19 protein-coding genes are annotated in these 21,011 nt (G+C 61.3%); 7 read left to right on the top strand and 12 right to left on the bottom strand.

The window, feature by feature from the left end:
• Positions 1 to 68: 68 nt before the first annotated feature.
• Positions 69 to 1,289 (top strand): MFS transporter, encoded by a 1,221-nt coding sequence (locus JF545_RS18150; protein ID WP_206944385.1) that lies wholly within the window; start codon positions 69 to 71, stop codon positions 1,287 to 1,289.
• Positions 1,290 to 1,455: 166 nt separating this feature from the next.
• On the opposite strand, the gene msrA is transcribed toward JF545_RS18150, so the two are convergent.
• Positions 1,456 to 2,097 carry a peptide-methionine (S)-S-oxide reductase MsrA gene (gene msrA, locus JF545_RS18145; protein WP_206944384.1) on the bottom strand — a complete coding sequence of 214 codons (642 nt, stop codon included), beginning with the start codon at positions 2,095 to 2,097 and terminating at the stop codon, positions 1,456 to 1,458.
• 284 nt (positions 2,098 to 2,381) lie between these two features.
• Here msrA and JF545_RS18140 point away from each other — a divergent pair, with 284 nt between their 5' ends.
• Positions 2,382 to 4,625: an FAD-dependent oxidoreductase gene (locus JF545_RS18140; RefSeq protein ID WP_206944383.1), complete on the top strand. Its 2,244-nt coding sequence runs from the start codon at positions 2,382 to 2,384 to the stop codon at positions 4,623 to 4,625.
• Between the two features lie 93 nt (positions 4,626 to 4,718).
• Positions 4,719 to 5,357, top strand: a complete 639-nt coding sequence (locus JF545_RS18135; RefSeq protein ID WP_206944382.1) for a CDP-alcohol phosphatidyltransferase family protein — start codon at positions 4,719 to 4,721, stop codon at positions 5,355 to 5,357.
• A gap of 343 nt (positions 5,358 to 5,700) precedes the next feature.
• On the opposite strand, the gene JF545_RS18130 is transcribed toward JF545_RS18135, so the two are convergent.
• The gene (locus JF545_RS18130) at positions 5,701 to 6,183 is read right to left on the bottom strand and encodes an FKBP-type peptidyl-prolyl cis-trans isomerase (RefSeq protein WP_045992921.1); all 483 of its coding nucleotides are present in this window, start codon (positions 6,181 to 6,183) and stop codon (positions 5,701 to 5,703) included.
• A 217-nt stretch (positions 6,184 to 6,400) separates the two neighbouring features.
• Between JF545_RS18130 and JF545_RS18125 the strand changes: the two genes are divergently transcribed.
• Positions 6,401 to 6,676, top strand: a complete 276-nt coding sequence (locus JF545_RS18125) for a hypothetical protein (RefSeq protein ID WP_206944381.1) — start codon at positions 6,401 to 6,403, stop codon at positions 6,674 to 6,676.
• 164 nt (positions 6,677 to 6,840) lie between these two features.
• Here the strand turns inward: JF545_RS18125 and JF545_RS18120 are convergent, their stop codons facing one another.
• From JF545_RS18120 to JF545_RS18080, 9 genes are all read right to left on the bottom strand, one after another.
• Complete coding sequence (locus JF545_RS18120; protein ID WP_206944380.1) at positions 6,841 to 7,311, bottom strand: glycine zipper 2TM domain-containing protein; 471 nt, start codon at positions 7,309 to 7,311, stop codon at positions 6,841 to 6,843.
• A 446-nt stretch (positions 7,312 to 7,757) separates the two neighbouring features.
• Entirely contained in the window at positions 7,758 to 9,353 is a 1,596-nt protein-coding gene (locus JF545_RS18115; RefSeq protein WP_206944379.1) for an isocitrate lyase, read from the bottom strand.
• 436 nt (positions 9,354 to 9,789) lie between these two features.
• On the bottom strand, positions 9,790 to 10,218 hold the full coding sequence (locus JF545_RS18110) for a GNAT family N-acetyltransferase (RefSeq protein ID WP_206944377.1): 429 nt from the start codon (positions 10,216 to 10,218) through the stop codon (positions 9,790 to 9,792).
• A complete protein-coding gene (locus JF545_RS18105) occupies positions 10,211 to 11,410 on the bottom strand; it encodes a cupin domain-containing protein (protein ID WP_206944376.1) in 1,200 nt (399 codons plus the stop codon). Before JF545_RS18105 ends, JF545_RS18110 begins: the two co-directional genes overlap by 8 nt.
• 174 nt (positions 11,411 to 11,584) lie before the next feature.
• Positions 11,585 to 12,958, bottom strand: coding sequence for an adenylosuccinate lyase (gene purB, locus JF545_RS18100; RefSeq protein WP_206944374.1), 1,374 nt, complete (start codon positions 12,956 to 12,958; stop codon positions 11,585 to 11,587).
• Positions 12,959 to 13,008: 50 nt separating this feature from the next.
• Entirely contained in the window at positions 13,009 to 13,647 is a 639-nt protein-coding gene (gene hflD / locus JF545_RS18095; RefSeq protein WP_206944372.1) for a high frequency lysogenization protein HflD, read from the bottom strand.
• Positions 13,644 to 14,756 carry a tRNA 2-thiouridine(34) synthase MnmA gene (gene mnmA / locus JF545_RS18090; protein WP_206944370.1) on the bottom strand — a complete coding sequence of 371 codons (1,113 nt, stop codon included), beginning with the start codon at positions 14,754 to 14,756 and terminating at the stop codon, positions 13,644 to 13,646. Before mnmA ends, hflD begins: the two co-directional genes overlap by 4 nt.
• 66 nt (positions 14,757 to 14,822) lie before the next feature.
• Positions 14,823 to 15,272, bottom strand: a complete 450-nt coding sequence (locus JF545_RS18085) for an NUDIX domain-containing protein (RefSeq protein ID WP_206944515.1) — start codon at positions 15,270 to 15,272, stop codon at positions 14,823 to 14,825.
• Positions 15,269 to 15,856, bottom strand: a complete 588-nt coding sequence (locus JF545_RS18080) for a pseudouridine synthase (RefSeq protein ID WP_206944368.1) — start codon at positions 15,854 to 15,856, stop codon at positions 15,269 to 15,271. Before JF545_RS18080 ends, JF545_RS18085 begins: the two co-directional genes overlap by 4 nt.
• Before the next feature lie 144 nt (positions 15,857 to 16,000).
• Between JF545_RS18080 and icd the strand changes: the two genes are divergently transcribed.
• The 3 genes from icd to clpA all read left to right on the top strand — a co-directional run bounded on the left by icd (position 16,001) and on the right by clpA (position 20,313).
• A complete protein-coding gene (icd, locus tag JF545_RS18075) occupies positions 16,001 to 17,257 on the top strand; it encodes an NADP-dependent isocitrate dehydrogenase (protein WP_206944366.1) in 1,257 nt (418 codons plus the stop codon).
• A 251-nt stretch (positions 17,258 to 17,508) separates the two neighbouring features.
• A complete protein-coding gene (gene clpS, locus JF545_RS18070; protein ID WP_206944514.1) occupies positions 17,509 to 17,856 on the top strand; it encodes an ATP-dependent Clp protease adapter ClpS in 348 nt (115 codons plus the stop codon).
• A gap of 180 nt (positions 17,857 to 18,036) precedes the next feature.
• Positions 18,037 to 20,313: an ATP-dependent Clp protease ATP-binding subunit ClpA gene (gene clpA, locus JF545_RS18065; protein ID WP_206944364.1), complete on the top strand. Its 2,277-nt coding sequence runs from the start codon at positions 18,037 to 18,039 to the stop codon at positions 20,311 to 20,313.
• 414 nt (positions 20,314 to 20,727) lie between these two features.
• Here the strand turns inward: clpA and infA are convergent, their stop codons facing one another.
• Positions 20,728 to 20,946: a translation initiation factor IF-1 gene (gene infA, locus JF545_RS18060; protein ID WP_013332816.1), complete on the bottom strand. Its 219-nt coding sequence runs from the start codon at positions 20,944 to 20,946 to the stop codon at positions 20,728 to 20,730.
• Between the last annotated feature and the right edge of the window lie 65 nt (positions 20,947 to 21,011).

The following is a 21,011-nucleotide window of genomic DNA, read 5'->3' as shown; positions in this document are numbered from 1 at the left end:
CATCATTTTCTTCTGTTGGTGTGATGGAAGTGAAGCATGGATGATAGCGTTTGCCAAAGGAGACCTTCATGATTCATGCCGATACGCCCACCTGGCGCAGAGCGACACTGGCTCTGTGTCTGGGTTCCATGCTGGTGTTCATCAACCTGTATGCACCCCAGCCCTTGCTGCCCATGTTGCGAGAGGCACATGGTGCATCGACCTTGATGATCGGCCTGGTCATGTCCTTGGCAACGTTGACGTTGGCCTTGTCATTGTTGGTGTATGGCCCGCTATCCGACGCCATTGGGCGCGGTGCGATCATGAAGGTCAGTCTGGCCGCGGTGGGTTTGGCGACGCTGTTGATTGCCTTTGTTCCGGGGCTGGAGAGCCTGCTGGCTGCCAGGGTGCTGCAGGGGCTTGCGCTTGGCGGTTTGCCGGCCGTCGCCATTGCATGGATGGGGGACGAATTTTCCCCTCAGGCCATGACCCGTGCGGTAGGACTGTATATCGCCGCCAACACCCTGGGAGGTATCGGCGGGCGCATCCTGGGCGGCGTCATCGGTGAGTGGCAGGGGGTGCAGGCAAGTTTCGTTTCGGTGGCGGTGGTCACGCTGGCAGGCACGATGTTGTTCTGGTGGTTGCTGCCTGCCGCCAGGAGCTTCAAGCCCCAGCCTTTTCGCGTGTCCGGCGCGGTGCAGCAGATGAGGTCGCATCTTGGCAACCCATGGCTGTGGCCGGCCTATCTGATTGGGGGGCTGAACTTTCTGGTGTTCATCAACCAGTACAGTTACATGACGTTCCGTTTGGCAGAATCCCCGTTTCTGCTTGGCCCTCGCTGGCTGGGGCTGCTGTTCCTTACCTATCTGGGCGGCACCCTTGGCTCGACCCTGTCAGCCCGGGTGGTCGCCAGGCTTGGTGCGCCGGGCACCATGCTGCTGGGAATCGGGATCGTGAGTGTGGGACTGGGGATGACGCTGGTCGAGTCCCTCAGCGTGATCGTGGTGGCGCTGATGGTCAGTGCCTTTGGCTTCTTTCTGTGCCATGCGACCGCATCAGGCTGGGTCGGGCGCCAGGCCAAGACGGGACGGGGCAGCGCGTCGGCGCTGTACCTGGTCTTCTACTATCTGGGTGCGAGCCTGGGGCCGCTATGGCTGGAGCCATTTTGGCTGTGGCAGGGGTGGACCGGTGTGATCGGCGCCAGCTGGTGGGTACTTGCCGTGACGGGATGGCTGAGCTGGCGCTTGTGCCGGCGTCAGCGGCAAGAAGAAGCACGCAACATCGCCGTGGCTACGTCCGGCAGTCATTAGCCGGCCGGCGCCACCCTTCTGCCGTAAAGACCCGCTGGCCAAGAGCTGTCAGGAAGCAAGAGCTGTCAGGAAGACAGCGGCCCCTCTCGTCCACGTGGGTCGAGAGGGGCCGTGAGGGTAATGGGCTCGCGCAGAGGAGCCCCTGAGCGGCCTTCATGGCAAGGGCTCAGGAGGTCGCCTGTTGCCCCGGGGCCGCGTGGGGCATGGCTTCTTCGCCCCAGATCTCCTTGAGGCGATCCGGGCGACCGCATGCGTTCTTGTAGAAGGTGTAGCGAACCTTGTTGTTCTGATAGTAGTTCTGGTGATAGTCCTCGGCCGGATAGAAGGTGCCAGGGTCTTCGATCAGGGTCTCGATAGGCTGATCAAAGCGTTCGGCGATGGCGTCTCGGCTTGCTTGCGCCTGGCTGCGCTGCTCGTCGTTCAGCGGCAGCAATGAAGAGCGATAGGTGTCACCTTCGTCACAGAACTGCCGATTGGCGACAAAGGGATCAATGTTGCGCCAGTAGACGTAGAGCAGGTCTTCGTAGTCGAGCTTGTCGGTGTCGTAAGTGACTTGCACGACTTCCACGTAGCCGGTCCCCCCAGCGCTGACCGCCTGATAGGTCGGGTTCTCTGTGTTCCCGGCGGCAAAGCCCGATACGGTCGCCTCGACGCCGTCGATCTTGTCGAATGCTTCTTCCATGCACCAGAAACAGCCCCCACCAAAGATAGCCGTCTGCTGATCGGCAAAGGCCGCGGGGGCTGTCAGCGTGGCACCAGTCAATATGCCGGCAACAATGACGCTTCGTGGGATCAGGGGAATTCGCATCAATTCACTCCGTTTAGTGTCCAGGGTGCAGGTGACTTTCCGCAGGTTTGGTCAGTGTGGCAGGTCCTTCCTTACAGGACGACTCAGCTAAATTCAGAATCTTTGCATTTTCAGCCGTAAGGCTAGGGCGGCTATCCGCGACATAGCCGCTGCTGCTAACCTCGAAGGCATCGTGATGCCTTGGCCCTGAGCCAGCGAGAAGCGTCTTGCTACTGACGCACGGCGAGGTCGTGACGTCTGTTGCCCAGGCCCCTGTGCCCTACCGAGTCGAGAAGGAGAGACGGGTGACCCGTAAAAAATGGATATTGCTGGCAGTGATCGCTCTCGCGGTTGTCGCCTTCTTCGCCACCGGCGCCAACGATGCCTTTACTCTGGAGGCCATCAAGTCGCAGCAAGCGCAGTTTCAGCAGTGGTTCCATGACGACCCATGGACCGTGGCGGGAGGCTTTTTCGCGATCTACGTACTGATGGCTGCCCTGTCGCTGCCAGGGGCGGGGTTGCTGACACTGCTGGCCGGTGCACTGTTTGGCTTCTGGGCTGGGCTGTTGCTGGTGTCGTTTGCCAGTTCTCTGGGCGCAACGTTGGCGGCACTGATTGCCCGGACGTTGCTGCGCCAGAGTCTGGAAGCGCGCTTTTCCCGGCAGCTCTCGCGGATCAATGCCGGCATTGATCGAGAGGGGCCTTTTTATCTCTTCACCCTGCGTCTTATCCCCATCTTTCCTTTCTTTGTGATCAACCTGGTGGTGGGGCTGACCCGGATGCGTCTGCCGACCTTCTACTGGGTCAGCCAGCTTGGCATGTTGCCGGGAACCGCCGTGTTCGTGAACGCCGGGCGGGAGCTCGGGGATCTGGATTCGTTGTCGGGGATTCTGTCGCCGGGTCTGGTGTTGTCGTTCGTGCTGATTGGCCTGTTCCCTTGGCTTGCCAAGGCGCTGGTGGGCGTGCTCAAGCGTCGTCGCCTGGCGTCAGCTTATCAGCGTCCAGCTCGCTTCGATCGCGACATCGTGGTCATCGGGGCGGGGTCTGCTGGCCTGGTAGCGAGCTATATCGCGGCGGCGGTGAAGGCCAAGGTGACACTGGTCGAACGCCATCGCATGGGTGGCGACTGTCTCAATACGGGCTGCGTTCCGTCCAAGGCACTGATCCGCGCCGCCCGGGCGGCGGAGGACATCCGTCGGGCGCCTGCCTATGGCGTAAGCGCTGGCGAGCCCCAGGTAGATTTCGCCGCGGTGATGGGGCATGTACACGGTGCCATCGCTGAGGTGGAGCCCCATGACAGCCCTGAGCGTTATCGGGGGCTTGGCGTGGATGTGGTCGAGGGGGAGGCACGGCTTCTTGACCCCTGGCGCGTGCAGGTGGGGGAGCAGGTGCTGACCACGCGGCATGTCATTATTGCCAGCGGCGCGCGGCCCAGGGTTCCGCCACTTCCGGGAATCGACGACATTGAGGTGTTGACGTCGGATAACCTGTGGCAGTTGACCTCGCTGCCCAAGCGACTGGTTGTGCTGGGGGGAGGCCCGATCGGCAGCGAGCTGGGGCAGAGTTTCGCTCGGCTGGGCAGTCAGGTCTCACTGGTCGAAATGGGGCCTCAGCTGCTGCCCCGTGAGGATTCGGATGTGGCGCGTGAAGCGGCAGCCGGGCTTGAAGCCAGCGGTGTGCACCTGTATCTGTCGACCCGAGCGCTCAAGGTGCTGGCAGGCGATAACGGCGAGCACCGTCTTGAGGTAGAGATCAACGACGGTGGAGAGACCCGTATTGAGCACTTGGCCTTTGACCAGCTGCTGGTGGCGGTGGGGCGCCAGGCGAACGTAGAGGGGCTGGGCCTCGAGGCGCTAGGCGTAGGCACTCGCGATAATGGCACCCTGGATGTGGACGGTGGTCTGCAGTCCATCCTGCCGAATGTCTGGGCGTGTGGTGATGTGGTCGGGCCTTTCCAGTTAACCCATGCCAGCGCCCACCAGGCGTGGCACGCCACCGTCAACGCGCTGTTCGGTGAATTCAAGCGATTCACGGTGAGCTACAAGGCACTGCCCGCCGTGACCTTCTGTGACCCTGAAGTGGCCAGGGTCGGTCTCAACGAGCGTGAGGCTGAGGAACAGGGCGTTGCCTTCGAGGTGACGCGCTATGAATTGTCAGAACTGGACAGGGCCATCGCTGAAGGTGATACGACTGGCTTCGTCAAGGTGCTGACCGTACCTGGCAAGGACCGCATCCTTGGGGCAACCATTGTGGGTGCCGGAGCAGGAGAGATGCTGGCGGAATTCACTCTAGCGATGACGCGTGGCATCGGGCTCAACAAGCTGCTGGGGACCATTCACCCTTATCCGACCCACTCCGAAGCGGTCAAGGCGGCTGCTGGTGTCTGGAAGAATGCCCACAAGCCCGAACGTGTGCTTGGCTACCTTGAGCGTTACTTCCGCTGGCGTAGAGGTGGCGCCGAGGCGGATCAGGCCGCGTCATCCGGGGAGGCCGACGCGGTGACCAAGTCGGACGGCGCGACGCGAGCTGCCAACGATACCGCGGCCTAGTCCCTGACGAGCGAGTCACTCAAGAGCGCACGGCGGAGGTTTCCGCCGTGCGCCTTTTCACCCTTGATACCCTTCCTCTTACCGAGACTGATAATGCTAGATCGCTGGACCATGCCGAAAACCCAAGGGCCCCTGAAGCCTCTGGTCACACTGCTTCAGCGTGCTCAGGTACGCCCAGATCACGTGACCTTGGCAGGCTTCGCCATCGGCATGCTGGCGCTGCCGTTGCTGGCGATTCAGGCCTATGGTTGGGCGCTGCTGGCAATTGTCTTGAATCGTGTGGCAGACGGTCTCGATGGAGCTCTGGCGCGCCGCTTGGACATTGCGTCCGATGCGGGAGGTTTTCTCGATATCGGCCTCGACTTCGTTTTCTACGCGAGCGTCGTGCTGGGGTTTGCTCTGGCCGATAGCGAGCAGAATGCGCTGCCGGCGGCCTTGTTGCTGTTCGCTTTCATCGGCACGGGGACATCATTTCTGGCCTTCGCCATCATGGCGGCCCGACATGATCTGGAGCGTCCACGCTTTCAGCGCAAAGCCTTCTACTACCTCCACGGATTGACCGAGGGTACCGAAACCGTGCTGGCGTTGATCGCCTTTTGTCTGTGGCCCGGTCACTTCCCGACGTTGGCGGTCGTCTTTGCAGGGGCGTGTCTGCTGACGACGGCCACGCGACTCTGGGGCGGTTATCACACCCTGAAGGCGATCTCATCCCAGTCATCGCCCAATCCCTGATCGCGCGTCGCCACTATTCCCGTAAAGGTAGGGCAGCGACAGAAAGGGGCGGCGACCTAAGGGGCCACCCTATCGTCACCATAGGGTGGCAACAGGGTAACGACTGGGTAGCGAAAGGCTAACAACAGGGCAGCGCTAACAGGCATTGAGCGCAAGCAGGGAGAAGACGCCAGCGCGGGCCTTCTGCTGAGCAGTACCCAGACATGCAAAAGGACAGCCTAAGCTGTCCTTTGCTGCCCTGTCAGGGCTAAGCCGATTCGCTGATCCTGGGATCTAGCGCTGGCTCAATATGCCGCGATGTCGCTGCGGGTAAAGCGCAGCAGCGCGGTGATCGTGGCGAGCCTTAGTGCTCGTGGCCGCCTTCACCGTGCACGTGGCCGTGCTCGATTTCTTCCTGGCTAGCCTCACGAACTTCGGCAATCTCCACGTCGAAGTTCAGGTTTTGGCCTGCCAGCGGATGGTTGCCGTCAACGGTAACCGTATCGCCTTCCACCTGGGTCACGGTGACCATCAGCGGACCGCCCTGGGTCTGGGCTTGGAACTGCATGCCCGGCTCGATGCTCTCGACGCCCTGGAAGGCATCGCGCGGCACTTCCTGGACCAGTTGCTCCTGGACCTCACCGTAACCTTCGGCGGGAGCGACCTTGGCGTTGACCTTGTCGCCTGCGGCCTTGCCTTCGAGTTCCTTTTCCAGACCCGGAATAATGTTGCCGGCGCCGTGGAGGTAGGTCAGCGGCTCGCGGCCTTCCGAGCTGTCCAGCACTTCACCTGCGTCATTGGTCAGGGTGTAGTGGAACGCGACAACGGAATTCTGCGCAATTTGCATTGATGAACCTTTGGTGAGTGCGTGTGAGGACGCATGGTAACGCGACGGTGCGGGGGCTGTCAGGGGAATGGGACATTTTTCACCTTACGTGGTCATATCCTGAGCAGGATTCACGCGGGTGCCCACCCATGGTGCTGTTGCGCAGTGCCGATGGTGGGGATACCCTCAGGGGAGATTTTTCATCCTGCCTTCCACGCTGTTTTTGCGGAGCTACGATATGACATCGCTACTTATCTGGGTGCTGGCCTTTGCGGTATTGCTGGCGGTTATGATCAAGTCCTGGGAGAAAGGGCTTGGGTGCGTGCTCGACGGGCTGTTGCCGTCGGTACTGCGCAGTGACGACGATCGCTGGATCTGGTGCCCGGCCCTGGCGGTTCTGGGCGCTACCTTTATCGTCTTCCCCATCGATATGCTGATGACCCTGCTGGTGATTGGCGTCATTGCTCTGGTGGCCTGCAAGCTGGGCTGCTGGGTCATGGGCAAGGTGCACTGACCCAGTTCTGTGACGCCCTGACGGCGGAAGGGGCGTTAGGCTGTCGATGGTGAAGTGCCTGCCAAGCGCGCGCGAGATACACAAACACCCCATAGCGACGCTATGGGGTGTTTGCATGTTGGCTTGGTCTAATGGCGGGAGGAGGCCATCTCAAGCATGTCGGCTCAGTAAGGAGCAACGCTCTGGCGTGAACCACTGCCAATCAAGCGGACGCGCTGACCGACCTGGAAGGCCTGATCTGCTTTCTGCACAATGACGACGGTCTGGCCAGTGTCCTTGCGAATCTCCATCTCCCAGGCATCGGTGCGGTTGACGCCTTTTTCGATTTGGTTACCTGCGACTGCACCGCCGAGGGCGCCCGCGGCAGTGGCGATGGTGCGTCCGGAGCCTCCGCCGACCTGGTTGCCGAGAAGACCACCGATGATGGCACCACCGCCGGTGCCGAGAATGCCACTGGCAGCGCTGTCGCCTTGAATCTGCACGCGGCGCAGGGCGGTGATGGTGCCGACCTGGACATTCTGGGCTGTCTGCGCCTGATTGCCTGAGTAAACGTTACCGGAGTATTGGTTGGTGGCAGTACAGCCTGCCAGCGTCAGAGCGCTGATGGCGAGGACGGGCAGCAGTGTAATCTTCATGGGTGTTCTCCTTGAATGCAGTTGCGTCTCAGCAGGGCGTCCTGCCCGGGATGGTGGCGTAGCCCTTGGCTTGCGAAACGCTGTTCGATAATAGTCTAGTGCCTCATTAGAAGCTATCACAGGGTTTTGGTTCCCGCTTCCCGGGCCACTCCCGACGCTTGTTGGGCCGACAGCGCCCCAGCGGTGACTCGCCGTCGATAAGGTAATGTCGCAGTGCTGGCGCTTTCCTGACAACAAGAGTGTGCTGGCGCGCCTGTCCTTGGCTAGCGTTGATGCAAGGAGATGTTGATGCAAGGAGCTCTGTGCAGCGCATCTCAAGCAGCAGGGAGACGAAAGGGCACTGAAAATGTTCGCCGGTGACACGTCCGCCGGTGTGTCTGCCCAGACGAGTGCGCCCCGAACCGCCACTTGGCAGTCCGGGGCGCCGCAGCCCAATCTACCGCTTTTTAGCCGAACTGGTTCATGGTGTTGTCCTTGCCGCCAGCCTTGAGTGCGGCATCACCGTGGAAGAACTCCTTGTGGTCATCGCCAATGTTGGAGCCGGCCATGTCCTGATGCTTGACGGTGGCAATCCCCTCGCGAATTTCGCGACGCTGCACCCCGGCAACGTAGGCCAGCATCCCCTCGTCACCGAAGTAGCCCTTGGCCAGCGTGTCGGTGGACAGCGCGGCTGTGTGGTACGTCGGCAGCGTGATGAGATGGTGGAAAATACCGGCTTCCCGGGAGGCATCACGCTGGAAGTTGCGTGTCCACTCGTCAGCCAGCTGACCCAGCTCCGTTTCGTCGTAGCGCGCATTCATCAGGTCGGCGCGATCGTAGGCAGACACATCCTTGCCTTCGCTCTCCCAGGCGTCGAAGACCTGCTGGCGGAAGTTCAGCGTCCAGTTGAAGGACGGTGAATTGTTGTAGACCAGCTTGGCATTGGGCACCGCTTCGCGAATGCGGTTGACCATGCTGGCGATCTGCCCGACGTGGGGTTTCTCGGTCTCGATCCACAGCAGGTCGGCTCCGTTTTGCAGGCTGGTGATACAGTCCAGCACGACCCGGTCTTCACCGGTGCCGGGCTTGAACTGATACAAGCCGGACGCCAGTCGCTTGACCTTGACCAGTTTGCCGTTCTGCTTGATGACCACGTCGCCGTTGTCGATATCACTGGCAGAGGCAATCTCATCGCCATCCAGGAAGCTGTTGTACTGATCCCCAAGATCGCCAGGCTCCTGAGTGACTGCGATCTTCTGGGTCAGACCGGCACCGAGAGAGTCGGTTCGGGCCACGATGACACCATCATCGACGCCCAGTTCGAGGAAGGCGTAGCGCACGGCGTTGATCTTGGCGATGAAGTCCTCGTGGGGCACCGTGACCTTGCCGTCCTGATGTCCGCACTGCTTCTCGTCAGACACCTGGTTCTCGAGCTGAATGCAGCAGGCGCCTGCTTCAATCATCTTCTTGGCCAGCAGGTAGGTCGCTTCGGCGTTGCCGAAACCGGCGTCGATATCGGCGATGATCGGCACCACGTGGGTCTGGTGGCTGTCGATCTGCTGGGTCAACTCCTCGACCTTGGCGTCGTCGCCGGCCTGTTGGGCGTCATCCAGGGCCCGGAAGAGGTGGTTGAGCTCCCAGGTGTCCGCTTGACGCAGGAAGGTGTAGAGCTCCTCGATGAGAGCGGCGACGCTGGTCTTTTCGTGCATGGACTGGTCGGGCAGAGGTCCGAATTCGCTGCGCAGGGCGGCGACCATCCAGCCGGAGAGGTAGAGGTAACGACGCTTGGTCGTGCCGAAGTGCTTCTTGATGGAGATCAGCTTCTGCTGGCCGATGAAGCCATGCCAGCAGCCCAGGGACTGGGTGTAGTTGGCGCTGTCGGCATCATAAGCGGCCATGTCTTCACGCATGATGGCGGCGGTGTAGCGAGCGATATCGAGGCCGGTGCGAAAGCGATTCTGTACGCGCATGCGGGCAGCGCTATGCGGGTCGATGTTGTCCCACTTGCCGCGTTGGGCTTCACGAAGCTGGGTCAGTGTCTTCAGTTCTTCACGAAAGGTCATGGTCTGGCCGTCCTGATGTTGTGATGAAGCGACTATCGCGGTGCCACATGCAGCACACTGCCTCTGTTCTCTCTGCCAGTCCTGTCGTTGCCCAGTGCTGGCATCGGTGTCGTGCTGATTCAGTGCCATGCAGCAGAAGTGCTGTCCGCCTTATGCTGCATCTGCGAAGTGTAGTCGTATTTTTCGACCCAGCCAGTGAACGATACTGCAGCCGTGGTCCCGTTTCGGCGCGGCGGATCAGGATGACTACAAAGTAGGCGAGTTACCTTCCTGTAGCGGCCCTTCGTCCGCGCCATGGAACAGACTATGGCCCAGCAGCATGAGGGTTTGCTATTGGTACTTGGGGTAATACAACGTTGTAGTCCGACTACAGGAATGCGTCATTGCGAGTTATTCCTGTAGTCGAATTTCCTGAGGTGTCAGGGTGGGGAAGGGATCAGGTGGCAAGCGTTAATGTCATGTTGCGATGCGGTATTCCGGCATCGAGGAAGACCTCGCCTTCCGCGACAAAGCCAAGGGCTTCATAGAAGCCAAGCGCCTGTGTCTGGGCGGCGAGCTCGACCTGGCTGAAGCGTTGTTCGCGTGCGGCATCAATGGCTGCTCGCATCAGGGCAACGCCAACGCCAAGTCCGCGGGCTTCGGCCAGGACGGCAACGCGACCGATGTGGCCGTCCGGCAGCAACCGGGCAGTCCCCAGCGCCTGCTCACCGCGGATGGCCAGAAAATGCAGGCATTGTGGGTCTCGACCGTCCCATTCCTCCTCCAGGGGAACGTTCTGCTCGATAACGAATACGCGGTGGCGAATCTCGCTGGCAGCCTCGCCAAGCTGCTCCCAGCCTCCGTGCTGTATGGTGACCTCAGTCATGGTCCTCCTCCTCGTCCCATTCGTCGTCTGTGACAGGCCAGCCCAGGCTACCGGCGTCCACCAGCTTGACCAGTACCCGCGGGGCATCGGAGTGATCCAGCAGGCTGGCATCGAACTCGTTACGGCCTGCGATGTCTTGCGCCAACGCCAGATCGCATTCGATACCGTCGCCGTCGGCGAATAAGGTGGCTCGGTCGGCGCTGATGGCATGCCAGGCAAAGCGCGAGCCAGGCGCGGTGACCAGGATGTCGCCTTCCTGTAGTGCAGTGACAAGCTCATCCTCAGGGGTGGGTGTGTCGCTGGGGGCGAGCTGGTCGACATACTTGGGCTGGGTCATCACCCGGCCAAACCATTGTGCCAGCTGAGCGGGGTCGTCAATGGTGTCGAGAATTAGCGCTCGCATGCGCTCCAGCGCGGCGCTGTCGAGCTCTCCAGGATCCGTGGACGGTGGCATGCCGGCATCGCTGTAGCGCTTGGACGCTGGCTGCTGCTCACCCAGGTAGTCGGCAAAGGAGGTGATCGCTTCATCGGCAGACGGGGCTCGAAAGCCGACGGAATAGGTCATGCAGTCATCCGACTGGCTGACCCCATGATGCGCCCAGCCCGGGGGCAGGTAGAGCATATCACCGGGTTCCAGTACCCAATCGTGGTCGGGGTCGATGTCGAATGTCTCGAGGATGCGTAGATCGATGCCCTTGATGATCGGTGCATCGTCCGCCACCTTGCCACCCAGCTGCCAATGCCGTTGACCACCGCCCTGGACAAGAAACACGTCGTACTGGTCGACGTGGGGCCCCACGCTCCCGCCGGGAGGGGCATAGCTGACCATGATGTCGTCCAGTCTCCAGCGTGGCAGGAAAGAAAACTCTTCCAGCAACGCCGCGACGTCCGGCACATAGTGGTCGACCGCCTGCACCAGCAGGGTCCAATCCTGTTCCGGCAAGCGTACGAAGGTACTGTCATCGAAGGGGCCGTGGCTGACCTGCCAGGCACCCTCGGGGCCCTGTTCTTCCACCAGACGCGCCTCGACATTGTCTTCACAGGCTAGTCCTGCCAACTCATCGGGAGACAGGGGGTTGTCGAAGTCAGGGAAGGCGCCACGAATCAGCAGTGGCGCCTTCTGCCAGTAGTCCCGGAGAAAATCGGCGGCTGACAGGCCGCCGAGCAGGGTAAGAGGGGTATCGGCTGACATGATGATTCCTGATGATGGTGAGAAGCGGCTCGCTGGGCAGTCGAGCATGTGATGAGTGCAAGGGCAAGGACTGAATACGCCTCACCCCACCATAGGGTGGGGTGAGAACGGGTCTGACAGCTGCCGCGAGCACAGCAACGTCGCGAACAGACGCTGCGTGAGGCCGCAGCCGGGTCAGTGGCGAGGCAGCGCCTGGGCCTGTGCCACGGCATTGCCGATGTAGCTGCCTGGGGTCAGTTGCTTGAGCTCTGCCTTGACGGCTTCCGGTAGCTCGAGGCCGTCGATGAAGGCGGCGAAACCGGCCTGGTCGATGCGCTTGCCGCGGGTCAGTTCCTTGAGCTTTTCGTAGGGCTTTTCAATGCCGTAACGACGCATGACGGTCTGAATCGGCTCCGCCAGCACTTCCCAGCTGGCGTCGAGATCTTCTGCCAGGCGCTGGGGGTTGGCTTCCAGCTTGCTGATGCCCTTGAGCGACGCCTGGTAGGCAATCAGGCCATAGGCCAGACCGACGCCGAGGTTTCTCAGCACGGTGGAGTCCGTCAGGTCCCGCTGCCAGCGGGAGATCGGCAGTTTCTGGGCCAGGTGAGCAAGAATGGCATTGGCCAGGCCCAGGTTGCCTTCGGAATTCTCGAAGTCGATCGGGTTGACCTTGTGGGGCATGGTCGAGGAGCCAATCTCGCCGGCCACGGTGCGCTGCTTGAAGTAGCCCAGCGAGATGTAGCCCCAGACATCACGGTCGAAGTCGATCAGGATGGTGTTGAATCGGCAGACCGCATCGAACAGCTCGGCGATATAGTCGTGAGGCTCGATCTGGGTGGTATACGGGTTGAAGGTCAGACCCAGGCCTTCGACAAAGGTGCGAGCATTGGCCTCCCAGTCGATGTCCGGGTAGGTCGCCAGGTGAGCGTTGTAGTTGCCGACCGCACCGTTGATCTTGCCCAGCACCTCGGCGCTTTCGATCTGCTTGAGCTGGCGACGCAGACGGTAGGCCACGTTGGCCATTTCCTTGCCCAGCGTCGTGGGGCTGGCGGTCTGGCCGTGGGTGCGCGAGAGCATCGGCACTTCAGCGTGCTCGGCTGCCAGTCGTGCAACCTCGTCGGCCACCTGGCGCATGGTGGGCAGCAGGCTGTCCAGGCCATCGCGCAGCATTACCCCGTAGGACAGGTTGTTGATGTCCTCGCTGGTGCAGGCGAAGTGCACGAACTCGGTGACGGCATGCAGCTCTGCGTTGTCGGCAATCGCTTCCTTGATCCAGTACTCCACCGCTTTCACATCGTGGTTGGTGGTGCGTTCGATGTCCTTGATGCGTGAAGCGTCTGCTTCGCTGAAGTTCTTTACCAGGCCGTCCAGGAGGGCGGTGGCTGCGGCCGACAATTCCGGCACCTCGGTGATCTGGGGGTGAGCGGCGAGGCGCTCGAGCCAACGGATCTCGACGGTGACGCGGGCACGAATCAGGCCAAATTCGCTGAAATGCTCGCGCAGGGATTCGGCCTTGCTGCCGTAGCGGCCGTCGACGGGGGAGAGGGCGGTCAGTGCGGAGAGTTGCATGGTGTGGTTCCGGTGGGGTAGGTACAGGGTAGAGTGTCGAAGCGATATCGTTATAGCGAGTCCAGGGCACGCTTGAGGCTGCCTCGCTGGAAGACCAGCTTCCAGCGTCGCCCGCCCTGCTGGTGCCACAGCAGGCCGAAGCGGATGCCGGACAGCAGGCACGCCCGCACTCGCTCGGGCATCATTCGGCTCTGCAGCAGGGAGGGGTCGCCCTGGACCACGATGCGGTTCTTGAAGGTCGACAGGGTCTGCTGGTAGGCCTCGCCGAGGCTAGCCACCACGTTTTCGTGGGTGGGGCCGAAGTGTTCGGCCTGGCCCTGAATGCGGGTCAGGTGAGCGCCGAGCTCATCCATCATGGCGGGCTGGTTGCGCAGCTTGTTCATCAGCAGCATCAGGCTGAAGCCGTAGCGCATCACCACCGGATTGGCCTGCCGGCGACCCAGGACGCCGTCCAGCGTCTCCAGGCCCAGCCGCAGGTTGTTCGGGTGTCCACCGTAGATCGATTCAAAGGTGGGAGGGTTGGTCACCAGGGTGGCGTTGATCTGAGTGTCCCAGGCGCGACTGTCCACTTGGCCGGTGCGGGCAAGGTCATCCACCAGATGAGCCGCCTGGAACACGCCCGCCATGGCAATGGCCTGACGGGCAGCCGGGGATTCCGGCGCGCGGTGAATAGGTACCGAATCGGTCATGCCGCGCGCTCCTTGGCGTTCCAGGTGTGTCGGATGACGCCGCCACCGAGGCAGACATCTCCGTCGTAGATGACCAGTGACTGGCCGGGTGTCACGGCGCGTTGAGGCTCATCGAAGTAAACCTCGACACCGCCGTCCGCCATGCTGGTCAGCGTGCAGGGCACGTCCTCCTGACGGTAGCGCGTCTTGGCAGTGAAGCGACCCTGCTGGCAGGGAGCGTGACCGGCTACCCAGTCCATGGCTTCAGTGGCCAGGCTGTCGGTGTAGAGCAGAGAGTGATGCTTGCCTTGCACGGCCACCAGGACATTACGCTCCAGATCCTTGCCAGCCACGTACCAGGGGTCCTCGGAGTAGTTGGCGAGGCCGCCGATACCGAGCCCCTGACGCTGTCCCAGGGTGTAGTACATCAGTCCCATATGTTCGCCGATGTCGTCACCATCAGGTGTCTCGATGCGGCCGGGCTGAGCCGGAAGATACTGCTTGAGGAAATCGCTGAAGCGTCGTTCGCCGATGAAGCAGATGCCCGTGGAGTCCTTCTTCCTGGCGGTGACCAGACCGTGGCGCTCGGCAATGGCACGAACTTCCGGCTTTTCGATCTCGCCCACAGGGAACAGCGTGCGGGCGATGGCCGCTTCCGGCACCGCGTGCAGAAAATAGCTCTGGTCCTTGTTGCCATCCAGGCCCTTCAGCAGGCGAGGACGGCCATCGCGCTCACCGCGGCGGACATAGTGGCCGGTGGCGATCATCTCGGCTCCCAGCATCTCTGCGTAATCAAGGAACACCTTGAACTTGATCTCGCGGTTGCACAGGATATCCGGATTCGGCGTGCGGCCAGCCTTGTACTCTGCCAGGAAGTGCTCGAACACATTGTCCCAGTATTCAGCGGCAAAATTGGCGGTATGCAGGGGGATGTCGAGTTTTTCGCACACGGCCTGGGCGTCCGCCAGATCCTCCATGGCGGTGCAGTATTCGGTGCCGTCGTCCTCGTCCCAGTTCTTCATGAACAGACCTTCTACCTGATATCCCTGTTCGATCAGGCGCAGTGCGGAAACGGAGGAATCGACTCCGCCGGACATGCCGACGATGACTTTGCCGTTGGACGCTGACATAACAACTCTCGGGGTGGTGGTGCAGGGGCGGATATTATACACGAAATGCGGCGCTCAACCGAAGCCTCACCGCTCGTGGAGCACGTCCATGGGAAAGGTCTTGCCAGCCAGGGCATCGCGGATACGTTTAAGCACCAGAGGGCTGCGTAGACGTCCGTCCCGATCCAGTGCTTCGATTTCTTCCAGGGTCAGCCAGTGGATGGCGTGGATATCGCGGTCAAGCTCGGTACCCAGGTGGGCCAGCGCCATGCCCAGAAACGCGTGGCTGTGAAACGCCTTGCCGTCCTTGGTCTGATACACGTACATGCCCAGATAGTCGGTGATACCCACCCGCCAGGCGGTCTCCTCGGCGACTTCACGCAGTGCGCCATCGCGAATGCGCTCACCGGGTTCCAGATGGCCTGCGGGCTGATTGAACAGGGTATGAGGGCCGCCATGGTCCTCTTCCACCATCAAGAAGCGCCCGGCGCGTTCGACCACGGTGGCCACGGTCACATAAGGGGTCCATCGCATTATCGGCGTCTCCTCGCTGGGGATGCGGTTCTCGGGCGCTTGGGTGCATGCAGCGTCTGACGCTGCCATTGCCCCGGCGCCAGCCCGTCCAGGTTCCATGGGCCAATGGCCACCCGTACAAGTCTAAGTGTGGGGTACCCGACGTGTGCTGTCATTCTGCGCACCTGGCGGTTTCGCCCTTCGCTGATGGTCAGCTCCAGCCAGCAGGTATCAGGATGGCGTTTCGGGTCGAGAGGTGGTTCACGCTCCGGCAGGCCGCTGTGGACAAGGCGTCGTACCTTGGCAGGTCGGGTCGGTCCGTCCTTGAGCGTGACGCCTTTTGCAAGGGCGTCCAGAGCGCGCTGATCCGCCTGTCCTTCAACCAGCACACGGTACGTCTTGGGCTGCTTGTGGCGGGGGTGGCTGATACGATGAATCAACTCACCGTCGTCGCTGAGCAACAAAAGCCCCTCCGAGTCGTAGTCGAGACGTCCGGCAGGGTAGATGTCGGGTACATCGATGAGCGACGCCAGCGTATCGCGTCCCTGCTCATCGGTGAACTGGGACAGCACGCGGTAGGGCTTGTGCAGCAGGTAGAGTTGACTCATGGGCTGGCTCGGTAGTCCTGACGAGGCCCGTCTGACGGGGCTCGTGCGGTCATTTGCAAAGATTGTCGACAAAGCCTACTCCGGGCGCTGGGGGTAATGCTATACTCCGCGCTCCACTGAATAGACCTGACAGGGGAGTTCTCAATGGGTTTCCAGAAAATTGTCGTCCCTGAGGGCGGCGAAAAGATCACCGCTAACGCCGACAACAGCCTGAATGTGCCGAACAACCCGATCATCCCGTTCATCGAGGGTGATGGTATCGGTGTCGACGTCACCCCGGCGATGAAGATCGCCATCGACGCCGCTGTGCAGAAGGCCTACAACGGCGAGCGCAAGATCCACTGGATGGAAGTCTACGCCGGCGAGAAGGCCACCCACGTCTATGACGCGGACACCTGGCTGCCGGAAGAAACCCTGGAAGCGGTCAAGGAATACATCGTTTCCATCAAGGGCCCGCTGACCACGCCGGTGGGCGGTGGTATCCGCTCCTTGAACGTCGCACTGCGCCAGAAGCTGGACCTGTATGTCTGCCAGCGTCCGGTGCGCTGGTTCGAAGGCGTGCCTAGCCCGGTCAAGAAGCCCGCTGACGTCGACATGGTTATCTTCCGCGAGAACTCTGAAGATATCTATGCCGGTATCGAGTGGAAGGCGGGTACCGCTGAGGCCGACAAGGTCATCAAGTTCCTGCGCGAAGAAATGGGCGTGACCAACATCCGCTTCCCCGAGGGTTGCGGCATTGGCGTCAAGCCGGTGTCCGAGGAAGGCACCAAGCGTCTTGTGCGCCAGGCCCTGCAGTACACCATCGACAACGACCGCGAGTCGCTGACCCTGGTGCACAAGGGCAACATCATGAAGTTCACCGAAGGCGCCTTCAAGGATTGGGGCTATGAGCTGGCCAAGGAAGAGTTTGGCGCTGAGCTCCTCGATGGCGGCCCCTGGATGACCTTCAAGAACCCGAAGACCGGCAAGGACATCGTGGTCAAGGACGTGATCGCTGACGCGATGCTGCAGCAGATCCTGCTGCGTCCGGCCGAATATGACGTCATCGCGACTCTGAACCTGAACGGTGACTACCTGTCCGACGCTCTGGCGGCTGAAGTCGGCGGCATCGGTATTGCTCCGGGCGCCAACATCTCCGACACCACTGCCATGTTCGAAGCGACTCACGGTACTGCGCCGAAGTACGCTGGCCAGGACAAGGTCAACCCGGGCTCGCTGATCCTGTCTGCCGAGATGATGCTGCGTCACATGGGCTGGGTCGAGGCTGCTGATCTGGTACTGAAAGGCATGGAGAAAGCCATCAGCAAGGGCGAAGTCACCTATGACTTCCACCGCCTGATGGAAAATGCCACGCTGTTCAAGTGCTCTGAGTTCGGTCAGGCTGTCGCTGACAACATGTAAGCGACTGCACCGAGCGACGAGCCGTCCTGCTCGTTGTCAGTGCTGACAGACAAGGCCCTCGCCCTCGCCGGCGAGGGCCTTTTGCATTTTGTCCGCGTAGAGGGTGAAAGCCGCGTCGGGATTCCCGATAATGAGAGGGAACCCTACCGCGCCCCAGACGTCCAATGCTCGACGCGGGTGAGCGCGGGCACCCGATTGACAGTGTGAGGCCTATGTTCAACGCAAGAGACGAGGATCCGCTCTGGATCCAGATGCCGGTGGCAGGAATGACGCGTCCGCCGGGAGAGCCCGACGAACAGGACGACGGTGACCTGGCCACTCAGGAAGCCGATCCTGAGTTAGCCAAGCCACCCATGTATAAGGTTGTCTTGCATAATGACGACTTCACCCCCATGGAGTTTGTGGTGGAGGTTCTCAGGACGTTCTTTCACCTGGATAGCGAGACGGCCGTGCAGATCATGCTGACAGTGCACAGCCATGGCAAAGCCACCTGTGGCGTCTTTACCCACGACATTGCCGAGACCAAGAGTCACCAGGTCAACGAGTATGCCAGGGAGTGTCAGCATCCTCTGCTGAGCGATATAGAAGCGGCGGACTAGGTGGAATCCTGAGAATCGCTGATCTGCCTGTGATGTGGGCGCATGAGGCGGCACATGCGTTAACGGAGACGCGTCCTTCGTTGACGAAGAACTTGCAACGGCGCCATTTGTACCCGATGTTGATGGTGCCGGACCATAAAAGATCCGACGCAAGCCCTAGGCGGCGAGAAGGGGACTGCCATGCTGAGCAAAGAACTTGAACTGACCCTGAACACGGCCTTCACCGTGGCGCGCTCCAAGCGCCACGAGTTCATGACCGTGGAGCACCTGCTGCTGGCACTTCTGGATAATGCGCCAGCATCAGACGTGCTGCGTGCCTGCGGGGCCAACCTCGACAAGCTGCGGTCTGACCTGCAGGACTTTATCAATTCCACGACGCCGCTGATTCCGGAAGACCAGACCGAGCGCGAGACGCAGCCGACCCTCGGGTTCCAGCGTGTCCTGCAGCGTGCGGTCTTCCACGTGCAGTCTTCAGGCAAGAGCGAAGTGACGGGCGCCAACGTGCTGGTGGCCATCTTCTCCGAGCAGGAGAGCCAGGCGGTCTACTTCCTGAAGCAGCAGAACGTGGCCCGTGTCGACGCCGTCAACTATATCGCTCACGGTATTTCGAAGGTGACCGGTCACGGTCAAAGCCCGGCGGCATCGTCGCCGGAGGCAGAAGATGCTGAAGATGGCAGCACCGAGGCCGGCGGCAACCCGTTGACCGGGTTTGCTACCAACCTCAACGAACAGGCGCGTATGGGCAAGATCGATCCGCTGATCGGCCGTGACCACGAGCTTGAGCGTGTGGTGCAGATTCTGGCACGCCGTCGCAAGAACAATCCGCTGCTGGTGGGCGAGGCCGGGGTGGGCAAGACAGCCATCGCCGAGGGCCTGGCCAAGCGCATCGTCGAGGAGGACGTTCCCGACGTGATCGGGGATGCCGTCGTGTACTCCCTCGATATGGGCGCCCTGCTGGCGGGTACCAAGTATCGCGGTGACTTCGAGAAGCGCTTGAAGAGCCTGCTGGCCGAATTGCGTAAGTTGCCCAACGCGATTCTGTTCATCGACGAGATTCATACCGTGATCGGCGCGGGGGCGGCCTCTGGCGGGGTGATGGATGCCTCGAACCTGCTCAAGCCTCTGCTGTCTTCCGGCGAGTTGCGCTGCATCGGTTCGACCACCTTCCAGGAGTTCCGCGGGATCTTCGAGAAGGACCGGGCGCTGGCGCGTCGTTTCCAGAAGGTCGACGTCCTGGCTCCCTCGGTGGAAGACTCCATCAAGATCCTCAAGGGCTTGCGCTCGCGCTTCGAGGAGCATCACCAGCTCAAGTACACCGATGCTGCGCTCGACAGCGCGGCCCGCTTGGCCGACCGTTACATCAACGACCGCTTCCTGCCGGATAAGGCCATTGATGTCATTGACGAAGCGGGCGCTCACCAGCGCTTGCTGCCGCCCGAGATGCGTGTCGATACCATCGATGTGGATCAGGTCGAGGCGGTAGTCGCATCGATTGCTCGAATTCCGCCGAAGAGCGTGTCCAGCTCCGATCGCAAGCTGCTGGAGAATCTGGATCGCGACCTCAAGATGCTGGTGTTCGGCCAGGATGAGGCCATTGATAGCCTGGCGGCGGCGATCAAGCTCTCTCGCGCTGGGCTCAAGTCTCCTGACAAGCCAGTGGGCAGCTTCCTGTTTGCTGGCCCGACGGGAGTGGGCAAGACCGAGGTGGCTCGCCAGCTGGCGCACATCATGGGCGTCGAGCTGCTGCGCTTCGACATGTCGGAGTACATGGAGCGGCACACCGTTTCACGTCTTATCGGCGCACCTCCCGGCTATGTAGGGTATGACCAGGGCGGCCTGCTGACAGAAGCAGTGACCAAACAGCCCCATTGCGTGCTGCTGCTGGATGAAATCGAGAAGGCACACCCGGAAGTGTTCAACCTGCTGCTGCAGGTGATGGATCACGGGCGTCTTACCGACAACAATGGTCGCGAGGCGGACTTCCGTCATGTCATCCTGATCATGACATCCAACGCGGGTGTGGAGATCGCGACGCGCCGCTCCATCGGCTTCCAGACCCAGGATCACTCCACCGATGCCATGGAGGCGATTCGCAAGACCTTTACACCGGAATTCCGCAATCGCCTGGACGGCATTATCCAGTTCTCGGCGTTGCCCAAGCCGGTGGTGCGCAACGTGGTCGACAAGTTCCTGGTGGAACTGCAGGCTCAGCTAGACGAGAAACGTGTTCAGCTGGAAGTCGATGACGAGGCGAGAGATTGGCTTGCGACCATGGGCTATGACCCGGACATGGGAGCTCGCCCGATGGCAAGGTTGATTCAGGAGAAGCTGAAGAAGCCCTTGGCCGAGATGATCTTGTTTGGAGATCTGGCTGAGCACGGGGGTGTTGTCCATGTCAGCCTCGAAAGTGGCGAGTTGCATCTCTCCACCGATGTGGAGCTGGCCGATGCGCCCTGACTGAGCTCTCTGGTTTAGGCCGCAGCGAGTCTTGAGGACACCGCTGACGCAAGAGATGACGCCCTGTCTTATGACAGGGCGTTCTTGTAGGTATCGCCTGCTGGCTCGCTTGCCCACGGGACAGGGCAGCAAGGCGGCAGGGTGTGAAAAACGCAGGCGAGTTCCGGACGCCAAGCGCCACCCTGCTACATAAATCGTGGCAGGGGTGGGCTGCGCAGCAGGCGGCGTTTGCGCCAGGCTCCGGTGTTATCCAGCACCAGTGTCAGGTGTGCTCCAGCACTGGGCGATAGGGGCCGAATGCCGATGGGCATTGACCCGAATATCAGGGAGCTGCGCTTGCCGGCGAGGCGGGCACGCCCGACGGGCGCGATACCGGCAAGTGGCGTCTACGCAAAGCGCTGACGCCGGCCGATCTCAACGAGAACGGTATACGATGCGACCCTTGGACAGGTCATAGGGAGTCAACTCGACCTTGACCTTGTCCCCGGTCAGGATGCGGATGTAGTTCTTGCGCATCTTGCCCGAGATGTGGGCGGTGACCACGTGGCCGTTTTCCAGCTCGACCCGGAACATGGTGTTGGGAAGCGTGTCGACGACCACGCCTTCCATTTCAATATGGTCTTCGCGTGCCATATAGGCGAATCCTCGCATGTGTAGACAGAGTGATGCCCGACCGCGCGGCGCGACTGCCGTTACTC

The organism is Halomonas litopenaei, from assembly GCF_017303055.1.
Classification (GTDB): Bacteria; Pseudomonadota; Gammaproteobacteria; order Pseudomonadales; family Halomonadaceae; genus Halomonas; species Halomonas litopenaei_A.
Note: the sequence above shows the minus strand (reverse complement) of the source record. Positions and strands in the feature narration are given on the sequence as shown.